The 12,838-nt window shown below is 70.6% G+C and carries 10 protein-coding genes; 5 read left to right on the top strand and 5 right to left on the bottom strand.

Features of this window, described 5'->3' with window-relative positions; translation table 11 throughout:
- Positions 1-44: 44 nt before the first annotated feature.
- Entirely contained in the window at positions 45-1,445 is a 1,401-nt protein-coding gene (hflX, locus tag ACFY3L_RS09115; protein WP_389320510.1) for a GTPase HflX, read from the bottom strand.
- A 113-nt stretch (positions 1,446-1,558) separates the two neighbouring features.
- Between hflX and ACFY3L_RS09120 the strand changes: the two genes are divergently transcribed.
- Positions 1,559-3,028, top strand: a complete 1,470-nt coding sequence (locus tag ACFY3L_RS09120; RefSeq protein ID WP_389320513.1) for an NAD-dependent malic enzyme — start codon at positions 1,559-1,561, stop codon at positions 3,026-3,028.
- A 220-nt stretch (positions 3,029-3,248) separates the two neighbouring features.
- Here ACFY3L_RS09120 and dapF read toward each other — a convergent pair whose 3' ends face one another.
- The 3 genes from dapF to ACFY3L_RS09135 are packed head-to-tail and all read right to left on the bottom strand — an operon-like array spanning position 3,249 to position 5,645.
- Positions 3,249-4,100: a diaminopimelate epimerase gene (dapF, locus tag ACFY3L_RS09125; RefSeq protein WP_389320516.1), complete on the bottom strand. Its 852-nt coding sequence runs from the start codon at positions 4,098-4,100 to the stop codon at positions 3,249-3,251.
- Between the two features lie 4 nt (positions 4,101-4,104).
- The gene (gene miaA, locus ACFY3L_RS09130) at positions 4,105-5,016 is read right to left on the bottom strand and encodes a tRNA (adenosine(37)-N6)-dimethylallyltransferase MiaA (protein WP_389321147.1); all 912 of its coding nucleotides are present in this window, start codon (positions 5,014-5,016) and stop codon (positions 4,105-4,107) included.
- Positions 5,007-5,645 (bottom strand): class III extradiol dioxygenase subunit B-like domain-containing protein, encoded by a 639-nt coding sequence (locus tag ACFY3L_RS09135; protein ID WP_389321148.1) that lies wholly within the window; start codon positions 5,643-5,645, stop codon positions 5,007-5,009. Before ACFY3L_RS09135 ends, miaA begins: the two co-directional genes overlap by 10 nt.
- Positions 5,646-5,878: 233 nt before the next feature.
- Here ACFY3L_RS09135 and ACFY3L_RS09140 point away from each other — a divergent pair, with 233 nt between their 5' ends.
- The gene (locus ACFY3L_RS09140; RefSeq protein WP_389320519.1) at positions 5,879-7,087 is read left to right on the top strand and encodes a DUF349 domain-containing protein; all 1,209 of its coding nucleotides are present in this window, start codon (positions 5,879-5,881) and stop codon (positions 7,085-7,087) included.
- A gap of 418 nt (positions 7,088-7,505) precedes the next feature.
- Here the strand turns inward: ACFY3L_RS09140 and lexA are convergent, their stop codons facing one another.
- Positions 7,506-8,186: a transcriptional repressor LexA gene (gene lexA, locus ACFY3L_RS09145; RefSeq protein WP_389321151.1), complete on the bottom strand. Its 681-nt coding sequence runs from the start codon at positions 8,184-8,186 to the stop codon at positions 7,506-7,508.
- Between the two features lie 403 nt (positions 8,187-8,589).
- Here lexA and ACFY3L_RS09150 point away from each other — a divergent pair, with 403 nt between their 5' ends.
- The 3 genes from ACFY3L_RS09150 to ACFY3L_RS09160 all read left to right on the top strand — a co-directional run bounded on the left by ACFY3L_RS09150 (position 8,590) and on the right by ACFY3L_RS09160 (position 12,645).
- Positions 8,590-8,898: a LysM peptidoglycan-binding domain-containing protein gene (locus ACFY3L_RS09150; protein WP_389320521.1), complete on the top strand. Its 309-nt coding sequence runs from the start codon at positions 8,590-8,592 to the stop codon at positions 8,896-8,898.
- Positions 8,899-9,164: 266 nt separating this feature from the next.
- Entirely contained in the window at positions 9,165-9,725 is a 561-nt protein-coding gene (gene nrdR / locus ACFY3L_RS09155) for a transcriptional regulator NrdR (protein ID WP_389320524.1), read from the top strand.
- Positions 9,726-9,789: 64 nt separating this feature from the next.
- Positions 9,790-12,645: a vitamin B12-dependent ribonucleotide reductase gene (locus ACFY3L_RS09160; RefSeq protein WP_389321154.1), complete on the top strand. Its 2,856-nt coding sequence runs from the start codon at positions 9,790-9,792 to the stop codon at positions 12,643-12,645.
- The last annotated feature ends 193 nt before the right edge of the window (positions 12,646-12,838 follow it).

The following is a 12,838-nucleotide window of genomic DNA, read 5'->3' on the forward strand; positions in this document are numbered from 1 at the left end:
TGGGGGCGCCCGGTCCGGCTCTCACTCGCAGTGATCGGATGAACCTACGACTTCACGGCAAATGGGGCCAACTCCGCAGCCAGGGCGTCGTTGATCCGCGCCCGGATCCGCGTGCCCTCGGCCAGGTGGGCGGTTTCCAGCACCTCACCGATGGTGTGAACCCTGGCGACCAGGTCGCCCCGCTCGTACGGCACGACGGCCGTCAGCTCGATCGCCGGCCACGGCAGCCGCTGCTCCAGCGCGGCCTTGACCGCGTCGATGCCCGAGCCGGTGCGCGCGGAGGCGAACACGGCGTCCGGCCAGAGGGACTTCAGCCGCAGCTGGGTCTCCTCGTCAGCGGCGTCGATCTTGTTGACGACGAGCAGCTCCGGCACGGCGTCGGCGCCGACCTCGGCGAGCACCTCGCGGACCGCGCGGACCTGCTCCTCGGGGTCGGCGTGCGAGCCGTCCACGACGTGCAGGACCAGGTCGGCCTCCGCGACCTCCTCGAGCGTGGAGCGGAACGCCTCGATCAGCTGGTGCGGCAGGTGCCGGACGAACCCGACCGTGTCCGACAGCGTGTAGAGCCTGCCGTCGTCGGCGCGGGACCGCCTGGTCGTCGTGTCCAGGGTGGCGAACAGCGCGTCCTCCACCAGCACGCCGGCGCCGGTGAGCCGGTTGAGCAGGCTCGACTTGCCGGCGTTGGTGTATCCGGCGATCGCGACGCTGGGCACCCGGTTGCGCCGCCGGGTGGCGCGCTTGGTGTCGCGGATCGTCGCCATCGCGGCGATCTCGCGCTTGAGCCGGCTGATCTTCGTGCGAATCCGGCGCCGGTCGGTCTCGATCTTGGTCTCACCGGGCCCGCGGAGGCCCACGCCGCCGTTGCCGCTGGCGGAGCCACCGGCCTGCCGGCTCAGCGCCTCACCCCAGCCTCGCAGCCGCGGCAGGAAGTACTGCAGCTGCGCGAGCTCGACCTGGGCCTTGCCCTCCTTGCTCTTCGCGTGCTGGGCGAAGATGTCCAGGATGAGCGCGGTCCGGTCGATGACCTTGACGTTGACCTTCGCCTCCAGGGTCCGCAGCTGCGAGGGGGACAGCTCCCCGTCGCAGATGACGGTGTCGGCGCCGCTGCTCTGCACCACGGCCCGCAGCTCGTCGACCTTGCCGGAGCCGATGTAGGTGCTCGAGTCGGGCCGGCTGCGGCGCTGGATCAGCCCGTCGAGGACCTGCGACCCGGCGGTCTCGGCGAGGGCGGCGAGCTCCGCGAGGGAGTTCTCCGCGTCGGTGGCGGTGCCTTCGGTCCACACCCCGACGAGCACGACCCGCTCGAGGCGCAGCTGGCGGTATTCGACCTCGGTGACGTCGGCGAGCTCGGTCGACAGACCTGCGACACGGCGAAGCGCATGCCGCTCCTCGAGCTCCAGGCCGTCGCCGTCCTCGGCGAGATCCCAGGATTCTGCGGCAGTCACTCGCAACATGTTCTCCTAATTTCGATCAGTACAACCCTGCAATCGTGACACTTCGCCGCCTGCACGGCACTTGATATGTCCCCCCGCGCCGCCGGGTGAGGGGGAGAGTGAGAATGGGGTACGTGTCGACTGCAATGCACCGTTTACCCAGCGCCGGGTTCTCCATCACGATCCGTGTCTCCGTCCGTGCCGACGCCTCGGCGATCGGACGCCTTACCACCGCCGTCGGCGAGGCTGGGGGTGTCGTCACGGCGGTCGACGTCGTCGACTCCGACAGCACCGCCGTCGTCGTCGACCTGACCTGCGACACCGCGGACTCCGCGCACGCCGAGCAGGTGGTCGCGTGCCTCGAGAAGCTCGACGGCGTCGACGTGCGCAAGGTGTCCGACCGCACGTTCCTGCTGCACCTCGGTGGCAAGATCGAGGTCACCCCGAAGGTTGCCCTGCGTAACCGTGACGAGCTGTCGCGGGCGTACACGCCGGGGGTGGCCAGGGTCTGCCTCGCGATCGCGGAGAACCCGGACGACGCCCGCCGCCTCACCATCAAGCGCAACACCGTCGCGGTCGTCACCGACGGCTCCGCCGTGCTCGGCCTCGGCAACATCGGCCCGGCCGCCGCGATGCCCGTCATGGAGGGCAAGGCTGCGCTGTTCAAGCGGTTCGGCGGCGTCGATGCCTGGCCGGTCGCTCTCGACACCCAGGACACCGAGGAGATCATCGCGATCGTGCGGGCGATCGCCCCCGCGTACGGTGGCATCAACCTCGAAGACATCGCCGCGCCCCGCTGCTTCGAGATCGAGGAGCGGCTGCGGGAGATGCTGGACATCCCCGTGTTCCACGACGACCAGCACGGCACCGCCATCTGCGTCCTCGCCGCGCTCACCAACGCGCTGCGGGTCGTCGGCAAGTCCATCGGTAACATCAGGGTCGTCGTGAGCGGCGCCGGCGCGGCCGGCACGGCCATCATCAAGCTGCTCCTGCACCAGGGCGTCGGCGACGTGATCGCCACCGACCGGCCGGGCGCCCTGCACCGCGGCATGTCCGGCCTGTCCGGCTCGTGGCAGTGGCTCGTCGAAAACACGAACAAGTCCGGCTACGCGGGCGACCTCAAGGGCGCGCTCCGGGGCGCCGACGTGTTCATCGGGGTCAGCGCCCCGAACCTGCTCACCGGCGACGACATCGCCACCATGGCGCCCGACTCGATCGTGTTCGCCCTGGCCAACCCTGACCCGGAGGTCGACCCGCGGGAGGCCCGCGAGCACGCGGCGATCGTCGCGACCGGCCGCTCCGACCAGCCGAACCAGATCAACAACGTGCTCGCCTTCCCGGGCGTGTTCCGCGGGATGCTCGACGCGCAGGCGCGCGAGTTCACCGAGGCGATGGCGATCGCGGCGGCGCGGGCGATCGCGGACTCCGTCGGCGAGGACAAGCTCAACCCGAGCGTCATCGTGCCCAGCGTCTTCGACGCGAAGGTCGCCCCGGCCGTCGCCGCCGCCGTCAGGGCCGCCGCGAAGGGCGTCCACCTGGACAGCACCGTCGACGGCGACCCGCCGGCGGAGCCGGCGCCCGTCGAGCAGGCGTAAGCCGCCGGAGCCGGTGCCCGTCGAGCAGCCACGGCAGCCGGCGGGCCGGCCCCGGTCGGACAGCCGCCTGGCCGGCCCGGTCGGACAGCCGTCGAGCGCAGCCGTAAGCCGGCCGAGCGCAGCTGTAAGCCGACCGAGCGGCTGCCCGTCGAGCGGCCGTGGAGCCGGCGGCCCGGCGGTCGGACAGCCGCCGAGCCGGCGGAGCCGTCCCGAAGCCGGCTCAGAAGATCGGGGCCAGCTGCCGGATCGCCTGGGCGTCGACGTCACCGTGCGCGACGATCACGGCCGGCCCGGCGAGCAGGAACTCCGAGCCCGTCTGCGTGATCGTCAGCCGGCCGCCCTGCACGTCCACGACGACCACGCCGGTCTCCAGGCCGGCGTGGTCGAGGGCGACCGCCGCCACCGCGCACGCGCCGGAGCCGCACGACTGGGTCTCGCCGGAGCCGCGCTCGTAGACGCGCATCCGCCGGTACAGGTCGGCGCCGGCCGGAGGTGACCCCGCCGCGGCGAACTCGACGTTGACGCCGGCGGGGAAGATCAGCGGATCGATCTCAGGGGCGTGGGTCAGGTCGAGCCGCTCCAGGGTCGGCTCGTCGACTGGGCAGACCAGGTGCGGGTTGCCGACGTCCACCGCCGTGCCCTCGAAGACGCGGCCTTCGCTGGTGGCCTCGCTCCGCACGTACACCCGCGGCATCGGCATCCCGGCGGCGATCTCCTCGCCGATGGTGACCGGCACCACCCCCGCACGGGTGACGAGGTTGAACGTCCCCTCCGGCGCGACCAGGCCGGCCTCGGCGAGGTAGCGGGCGTAGACGCGCACACCGTTGCCGCACATCTCGGACTGCGAGCCGTCCGCGTTCCAGTAGTCCATGAACCATTCGGCCGTCCCCGCGGACGCCTCGGCGTCGGGGTGGGCGGCGCTGCGGACCACGCGCAGGACGCCGTCGGCGCCGATGCCCCGCCGGCGGTCGCAGAGCGCGGCGACGAACGTGGGCGTCAACGGCAGCACGCCGTCGGGGTCGGGCAGGATGACGAAGTCGTTGCCCGTTCCATGTCCCTTGGCGAAGCGCATGGCGTCAATCTTGCCGCACGACCCCCATCGCCGCCGCAGCGATGTCGCCAGCACCACCATCGAGCCACACGATCCGGTCATCCCGCCGGAACCATGAGCGCTGCCGCCGGACGAACCGCCTGGTGGCCCGGACCGTCTCGGCCTTCGCTTCCGACTCGTCCGACAAACCGGAAAAGTAGTCCAATATCTGCTTGTAGCCCAGCGCGGCGCCGGCGGTCCGGCCGTCACGCAGGCCGACCTGCTCCAGGGCGCGCACCTCGTCGACCAGGCCGGCCGCCCACATCGCCGCCACCCGTGCCTCGATGCGCTCGTCGAGCACCGCCGTGTCGACGTCCACGCCGAGCTGCACCGACTCGTACACGGGACGCGGTTGTGACGGCAGGCGCGCGGTGAACGTGGTGCCGGTCAGCGCGTTGACCTCCAGCGCGCGGACGATCCGGCGGCCGTTGCCGGGCAGGATGCGCTCCGCGGCCTCCGGGTCGGTGCTCCTGAGCCGGGCGTGCAGCGCCTCCGGGCCCACCTCGGCGAGCTCCTGTTCGAGCGCTGCCCGCAGTTCCGCGTCGGTACCGGGGAACTCGAAGTCCTCGAGGACGGCCCGCACGTAGAGGCCCGAACCGCCGACCAGCAGCGGAACCCGTCCGCGGGCGGCGATGTCGTCGATCGCGGCGCGGGCGAGCCGCTGGTACACCGCGACGCTCGCCGGCTCCGTCACGTCCCAGATGTCCAGCACGTGGTGCGGCACGCCGTCACGCTCGGTGATGGAAAGTTTCGCGGTGCCGATGTCCATGCCCCGGTAGAGCTGCATCGAGTCGGCGTTGACCACCTCGCCGCCGAGCTCATGGGCGAGCCGGAGGCTGAGCGCCGACTTGCCGGCGGCGGTCGGGCCGACGACCGCGACGACCCGGGTCACCGCCAGCTCGCGACGAGGTAGCCCACGCCGTACGGGGCGGAGTGGTGCAGCAGCTCGGTCGTGGCGGGCTTTCCGGTCGCGCCCGCCAGGACCTGCCACGGCGCCCGGCCGCCGGCGAGCAGTTCCGCGGCGAGGGCCGGGTCCAGGTCGAGCAGGGCCGCGGTGTCACCCTTGGCGAGGGCGTCGGCGACCGCCGCATCGAAGCCCTCGGCCCGCGGGTCGTCGTAGCCGGGCGACTTCTCGCCGTGGCACGCGGATCCGTCTCCGAGGATCAACAGCGCGGCGTCTGTACCGGCTCCGGTCAGGCTCCTGCCGAGCGCCGCGCACTCGTCCGGGGTCGCGTCGGCGGCGATACTGTGGAATTGGACATTTCCGAAATTTACGTCCTGGATGAGCCAGGCGCCGATCAGGAGGCTGAGCGGCAGGGGGTTGCCGGTCGCTTCACCGACCTGTTTGTCGATGCCCCACGGGGCCAGGGTCCCCCCGAACGGCGGCTCACGGCGTACCGTCATCGTGTCGGCACCGACCACGACCAGGGACTCGGCGCCGGACAGGTGCGCCACCGCCAGCCGGCAGGCGGCCCGTAGCTCGTCGAGCTCCCCGGCGGCACCCGCGGCCACCTCAGGGACGAGCATCGGCGGATGTGGGCAGACGGCGGCGGCGACGAGTGGCACAGTCTTAACGTTATCGGGGATGGTCTTTGTGGCATCCTGCGGCCCGTTCGGCACCGGAATGGTCACGGTTCGGCCGCAGGCCCTCGACCGCCCCCGGGGCGCACCTGTGAGAATGCCCTGGGGAACTTTGCTGTGCGATGGCGGCGTGACAGTGGGATACCCGATCCCACGGGCGCCGGGAGCGAGGATGGCAGATGAGCGAGCCTACGACGTTTGGACGGATCGACGCTGACGGCAACGTCTTCGTGAAGACGGCAGCCGGAGAGCGGGCCATCGGATCGTGGCAGGCCGGCACACCGGAGGAGGGCCTTGCCCACTTCGCCCGCCGGTTCGCCGACCTGGTGACCGAGGTCGACCTGATCGAGGCACGGCTCGGCAGCGGCGCCGCCGACGCGGGCCAGTCGCTGTCCACCATCAAGCGGCTGCGCAGCGGCCTCGATGAGGCCCACGTGGTCGGCGACATCGACGGGCTGGCCGCCCGCCTGGACAAGCTGACCGCGATCGCGGAGGAGAAGGCCGGCGCGGCCCGCGCGGCCCGCGACGCCGCCCGCGCTGAGGCGCTCACCCGCAAGACCGCCCTGGTCGAGGAGGCCGAGCAGATCGCGGCCGAGGCGACCGGCTGGAAGACCGCGGGCGACCGCCTCAAGGAGATCCTCGACGAGTGGAAGTCCATCCACGGCGTCGAGAAGAAGGCCGAGAGCGAGCTGTGGAAGCGGTACGCCGCCGCCCGCGACGCCTTCACCCGCCGCCGCGGCGCCCACTTCGCGACCCTCGACGCCAGCCGCAAGCAGGCCCAGGGCCGCAAGGAGGAGCTCGTCGTCGAGGCCGAGCGGATCGCCGAGTCCACCGAGTGGAACGCGACGGCCGCCCGCCTCAAGGAGCTCATGACCGAGTGGAAGACCGCGCCCCGCGCCGCCAAGGAGACCGAGCAGAAGCTCTGGGAGCGGTTCCGCGCCGCCCAGGACTCGTTCTTCAAGCGCCGCAGCGAGGTCTTCAGCGCCCGCGACGCCGAGTTCAAGGGCAACCTGGACCGCAAGCAGGAGCTCCTCGTGCAGGCGGAGGCGCTCGACGTCGACGCCGACCCGAAGGGCGCCCAGGCGAAGCTCCGCGACATCCAGGCCGCCTGGCACGAGGTCGGCCGCGTGCCCCGCGAGGCGCAGGCCGGTCTGGACCGCCGCCTCCGCGTCGTCGAGGACAAGGTGAAGTCGGCGATGGACGCCGCCTGGCGCCGGACCCCGCCGGAGGCGAGCCCCCTGCTCGCCCAGATGCGGGAGCAGGTGGCCCGCGCCGAGCAGCAGCTCGCCTCGGCCCAGGCCGCCGGCGACCAGCGCCGCATCAAGGAGGCCGAGAAGGCCCTGGAGAGCAAGCGCAAGTTCCTGGCGATGGCCGAGCACACCGGCTGACCCTCGAGACCCCTTCAGTGACGGGTCCCCGAGCCCGTCCGACATAGAAAAGTTGACCACTACACGCCGCGGCGTGTAGTGGTCAACGTCGTTTGTGCCCCCTGTGCAGCAACAAGTCTTCCGGATCACGGGGACGGTCCGCTGGTCTGACCGGCTGGCGCGCTTTCCGTGATCCGGAAGGATTGTGGTCGCTGGAGCGGCAATAAGTCTTCGGGATCATGAGAAAGCCGCTCCGGTGCCGAGGGGTGCTGACCGGGGCGGTGCGGCTTCCGTGATCCGGAAGAGTTTTGGTCGCTGGAGCGGCAATAAGTCTTCCGGATCATGAGGGAGGGAGGGCGGGCGCGGGCGAAGGCAGCAAGGCGAAGGCCCGCTCGGCCGGGTGGCTGGGCGGGCCCTGGGGCGGGTGGTGCGGGGAGGGTCAGATGCGGCGGACGACGGTGACGACGCGGCCGAGGATGGTGGCGTGGTCGCCGGCGATCGGGTCGAAGGCGGGGTTCTGCGGCATGAGCCAGACGTGGCCGTCGCGGTTGCGGTAGGTCTTCACGGTGGCTTCGCCGTCGATCATGGCGGCGACGATGTCGCCGTTGTTGGCGGTGGGCTGCTGGCGGACGACGACCCAGTCGCCGTCGCAGATGGCGGCCTCGATCATCGAGGAGCCCTTGACCTGGAGCATGAAGAGGGTGCCCTCGCCGACGAGCTCGCGGGGCAGGGGGAAGACGTCCTCGACGGCCTGCTCGGCCAGGATGGGGCCACCGGCGGCGATACGGCCCAGGACCGGCACGTACGCGGGAGCGGGGCGGGCGGCGCGCTCGGCCTCCTCGTCGACGGCGACGAGCTCGCTCGGCGGGCGGACGTCGACGGCGCGGGGACGGTTGGGGTCGCGGCGCAGGTAGCCCTTCCGCTCCAGCTCCTTCAGCTGGTAAGCGACGCTGGAGGGGGAGACCAGGCCGACGGCCTCGCCGATCTCGCGGACGCTCGGGGGATAGCCGTTACGGTCGACGGCGCTGCGGATGAACTCCAGGATGCGCCGCTGGCGGACGGTCAGGTCGGCGGCGAACAGGTCGGGGAAGGCGCTGACCACCGCGGTGACCGCGCGCATCTCCGGCTCGCCTCCGCGCCGTCGGGTGCCGGCCCGGCGGCTGCTGCCGCTGCCGATCGCGGTGACCTCGGCGGATTCGTCGGTGCGGTCGTCGGCTGACACGTCGTCCTCCCTCTTGTTGGCACCCGCGGTGGGAAGGCCGCGGGTGCGGACGGGCCTTTGAGGGGGCCCGCCACCTGACCGCCACCGGGTGTGACGGCGCCGGCTGTCGCAAATTTCGGGTATCCCGATCAAACGTCTCGATCGTGTGTGGATCACCGTATCGCCGAGGTGTGACAGTTTCAAACATCTGTACTACGTGGCGCGCTGATTTTTCGGCGTGTTGCTGGACTCGGGTCTTCTCGCTCTGGTAGACCATCGTACGTCCGTTCGATCGAACGGCTGTACGGAATCGAGGGCTGAGATGCGACAGCACCCGCGAAACCCACCCATCCGGCTCACCCGGCGCGGCCGTGTCGTGCTCTTCTGTCTGCTGCTGGCGGTCGCCGGCGGGCTGCTCACGCTCGTGGCGGTGCCGGGGCAGGCGGCCGACCAGCCCGGGCCGGCGCCCGTGATGATCGTGCAGCCGGGCGACACGCTGTGGGACATCGCGACCCGGCACTCGGGGGGGCGTGGACGCGACGCGACCATGGAGGAGATCCGCCGTCTCAACAACTTGGACGGCTACAGTGTCGACGCCGGGCAGCGACTTACCCTGCCCCGGCAGCGCTGATCAGGACAAATGTGCGGCGGCCGTTGAGAGCCGCGACACGCAGGGGGCGGAAATCCCCGTTCAACTTGCGCCCGCGTAGGGGTCAGGCATAGCGTCTACCCCTAGATGTAGTAGTTACAGGGCTGTAAGTCGTCCACAGGTTGTGGATTCGACAATCACCCTTACTTACGGTGAAGAACCAGCGGAGGCCAGTGTCCAAGGCCGACCGTTGGGCATTCGCGTGCGTTTTGTCAGGACAAATCCGACGTAGACTGGAAGGCCATCGCATGCGCTGCCCGTACTGCCGCCACGCCGACTCCCGGGTGGTCGACTCCCGGGAGGCCGAGGACGGCCAGATCATCCGCCGGCGGAGGTCCTGCCCCGAGTGCAGCAGGCGGTTCACCACCGTCGAGGAGGCCGTCCTCGCGGTCGTCAAGCGCAGCGGGGTCACCGAGCCGTTCAGTCGTAGCAAGATCATCGCCGGCGTCCGGAAAGCGTGCCAGGGCCGGCCCGTCGACGAGGACGCGATCGCCGTCCTCGCGCAGAAGGTCGAGGAGACCGTGCGCGCCAGGGGTGCCGCCGAGCTGCCGAGCCACGAGGTCGGCCTCGCCATCCTGGCGCCGCTGCGGGAGCTGGACGAGGTGGCGTACCTCCGCTTCGCCAGCGTCTACCGATCGTTCGACTCGCTGCAGGACTTCGAGCGCGAGATCGCGTCGTTGCGCGCGGCCTCGAACCGCCCGGCCAGCGCGACGCAGCACCAGGACACCACACAGACCACCGCACAGGGCGCCGCGCACCACCAGGCGGCGCCGCCACAGGGGGAGCGCGCCGCCGAACCGGTCGGCTGAGCGGCGCCAGTACAAGCGACGAGACACGGACCAGCACACCACCGAAGACATGAGGGGGCCGCGGATGGCGGGGGAGACGAAGACCAAGACATCGTCGCGCAAAGAGGCACAGGGCCTGCGCGTCGAGCGGGTGTGGACGACCGAGGGCGTCCACCCATACGACGAGGTGACGTGGGAGCGTCGCGACATCGTCATGACCAACTGGCGCGACGGCTCGATCAACTTCGAGCAGCGCGGTGTCGAGTTCCCCGACTTCTGGTCCGTGAACGCGGCGAACATCGTCACCACCAAGTACTTCCGCGGCGCCGTCGGCACCGACGCCCGCGAGTGGTCGCTGAAGCAGCTGATCGACCGCGTCGTGACGGTGTACCGCAAGGCCGGCGAGGACCACGGGTACTTCGCGACGGCCGCCGACGCCGAGGTGTTCGCCCACGAGCTGACCTGGATGCTGCTGCACCAGGTGTTCAGCTTCAACTCGCCGGTGTGGTTCAACGTCGGCACCCAGTCGCCGCAGCAGGTGAGCGCCTGCTTCATCCTCGCCGTCGACGACTCGATGGACAGCATCCTCGACTGGTACAAGGAAGAGGGGCTGATCTTCAAGGGCGGGTCGGGCTCGGGCGTCAACCTGTCCCGGATCCGCTCCTCGAAGGAGCTGCTCAGCAGCGGCGGCACCGCCAGCGGCCCGGTCAGCTTCATGCGCGGCGCCGACGCGTCCGCCGGGACGATCAAGAGCGGCGGCGCGACCCGCCGCGCCGCGAAGATGGTCATCCTGGACGTCGACCACCCGGACGTCGAGGAGTTCATCGAGACCAAGGCGCGCGAAGAGGACAAGATCCGCGCCCTGCGCGACGCCGGCTTCGACATGGACCTCGGCGGCAAGGACATCGTCAGCGTCCAGTACCAGAACGCCAACAACTCCATCCGGGTCTCCGCGGAGTTCATGCAGTCGATCGAGGACGACGCGGAGTTCGCGCTCCGCTCCCGGCTCGACGGCAGCGTCGTGTCGACGGTCAAGGGCCGTGAGCTCTTCCGCAAGCTCGCCCAGGCGGCGTGGGAGTGCGCCGACCCCGGCATCCAGTACGACGACACGATCAACGAGTGGCACACCTGCCCGGAGACCGGGCGGATCACCGCGTCCAACCCGTGCAGCGAGTACATGCACCTGGACAACTCCAGCTGCAACCTCGCCTCGCTCAACCTGATGAAGTACCTCAACGCCGACGGCACGTTCGCGGTGGAGAAGTTCGTCAAGTCGGTCGAGTTCGTCATCACCGCCATGGACATCTCGATCTGCTTCGCCGACTTCCCGACCGACAAGATCGGCGCGACCACCCGCGCGTACCGGCAGCTCGGCATCGGCTACGCCAACCTCGGCGCGCTGCTCATGGCCAGCGGCCTGGCGTACGACTCCGACGGTGGCCGCGCGGTCGCCGCGACGATCAGCAGCCTCATGACGGGCACCGCGTACCGGCGCTCGGCCGAGCTGGCCGGGATCGTGGGCGCCTACGACGGCTACGCCCGCAACGCCGTGCCGCACCAGCGGGTCATGCGCCAGCACGCCACCGCCAACGACGCCATCGGTACCGTCGGCGGGGTCGACGTGGCCATCAAGGCCGCCGCGACGGCGGAGTGGGCGCGGGGCAACGAGATCGGCGCCAAGAACGGCTGGCGCAACTCGCAGGCCAGCGTCCTCGCCCCGACCGGCACCATCGGCCTGATGATGGACTGCGACACCACGGGCGTCGAGCCGGACCTGGCGCTGGTCAAGTTCAAGAAGCTCGTCGGCGGCGGCTCGATGCAGATCGTCAACCAGACCGTCCCGCGCGCCCTGCGCAACCTGGGCTACCAGGAGGAGCAGGTCGAGGCGATCGTCGAGCACATCTCCGAGCACGGCCACGTCGTCGACGCGCCGGGCCTCCGGGTCGAGCACTACCCGGTCTTCGACTGCGCCATGGGCGAGCGGACCATCGCCCCGATGGGCCACGTCCGGATGATGTCGGCGATCCAGCCGTTCATCTCCGGTGCCATCTCCAAGACGGTCAACATGCCGGAGGCGGCGACCGTCGAGGACGTCGAGGAGATCTACTTCCAGGGCTGGAAGCTCGGCCTCAAGGCCCTGGCGATCTACCGCGACAACTGCAAGGTCGGCCAGCCCCTGTCGGCCGTCAACAAGTCGAAGAAGGAAGAGCCGGTCGCGGAAGCGCCCGTCGTGCAGGAGGTCGTGAAGACCGAGAAGGTCATCGAGTACCGCCCGGTGCGCAAGCGGCTGCCGAAGAAGCGCCCCAGCTCGACCGTGTCGTTCTCCGTCGCCGGCGCCGAGGGGTACCTGACCGCGTCGTCGTACCCGGACGACGGCCTCGGCGAGGTCTTCCTGAAGATGTCGAAGCAGGGCTCGACCCTGGCCGGCGTCATGGACGCCTTCTCGGTGGCGATCTCCATCGGCCTGCAGTACGGCGTCCCGCTGGAGACCTACGTCAGCAAGTTCGTCAACATGCGGTTCGAGCCGGCGGGCATGACCGACGACCCGGACATCCGCCTGGCCTCGTCGGTGATGGACTACATCTTCCGGCGGCTGGCGCTGGACTTCCTGGACTTCGACACCCGCTCGGAGCTGGGCATCCTCACCTCCGCGGAGCGCGCCGCCCAGCTGCGTGCCGAGGCGGGCGAGCCCGACGTCGACCTGACCGAGATGCGCAACTCCGCCCCGGTCGAGGCGGCCGCGAAGCCGTCCGCGGCGGCGAAGCCCGCCGAGGTCGAGTCGCCGGCGCCGCGCAAGGTGGGCTCGTCGACCGAACTGCTCGAACTGGTCCAGGGCAAGGCCGCCGACGCGCCGCTGTGCTTCACCTGCGGCACGAAGATGCGCCCCGCCGGCAGCTGCTACGTGTGCGAGGGCTGCGGCTCCACCAGCGGCTGCAGCTGAGACTGACCATGCTCGGGGTGTCCCCTCCAGGGGCACCTGAGATCTGAGAGGAGAGTCCCCCGGACGCGACTGTCCGGGGGACTTTCCGTTGCCCAGGACGCGGCGCCTCGCGGTGGCCGGTGCTGCCCCGCACGTGCGACTGGCCGGTCTCACCCACGCCGTCTACAGGGCCTGTGACCGTGCCCCAGTCAGT

It is taken from the genome of Dactylosporangium sp. NPDC000521 (genome assembly GCF_042898305.1).
In the GTDB taxonomy this organism is placed as follows: domain Bacteria; phylum Actinomycetota; class Actinomycetes; order Mycobacteriales; family Micromonosporaceae; genus Dactylosporangium.

What these genes read in the sequence shown, in the direction of transcription:
- ACFY3L_RS09120 (WP_389320513.1), top strand. Translation starts at nt 1,559, where the DNA reads ATGGGGTACGTGTCGACTGCAATGCACCGTTTACCCAGCGCCGGGTTC.
- dapF (WP_389320516.1), bottom strand. Translation starts at nt 4,100, where the DNA reads ATGCGCTTCGCCAAGGGACATGGAACGGGCAACGACTTCGTCATCCTG.
- ACFY3L_RS09135 (WP_389321148.1), bottom strand. Translation starts at nt 5,645, where the DNA reads ATGCTCGTCCCTGAGGTGGCCGCGGGTGCCGCCGGGGAGCTCGACGAG.
- ACFY3L_RS09140 (WP_389320519.1), top strand. Translation starts at nt 5,879, where the DNA reads ATGAGCGAGCCTACGACGTTTGGACGGATCGACGCTGACGGCAACGTC.
- lexA (WP_389321151.1), bottom strand. Translation starts at nt 8,186, where the DNA reads ATGCGCGCGGTCACCGCGGTGGTCAGCGCCTTCCCCGACCTGTTCGCC.
- ACFY3L_RS09150 (WP_389320521.1), top strand. Translation starts at nt 8,590, where the DNA reads ATGCGACAGCACCCGCGAAACCCACCCATCCGGCTCACCCGGCGCGGC.
- nrdR (WP_389320524.1), top strand. Translation starts at nt 9,165, where the DNA reads ATGCGCTGCCCGTACTGCCGCCACGCCGACTCCCGGGTGGTCGACTCC.
- ACFY3L_RS09160 (WP_389321154.1), top strand. Translation starts at nt 9,790, where the DNA reads ATGGCGGGGGAGACGAAGACCAAGACATCGTCGCGCAAAGAGGCACAG.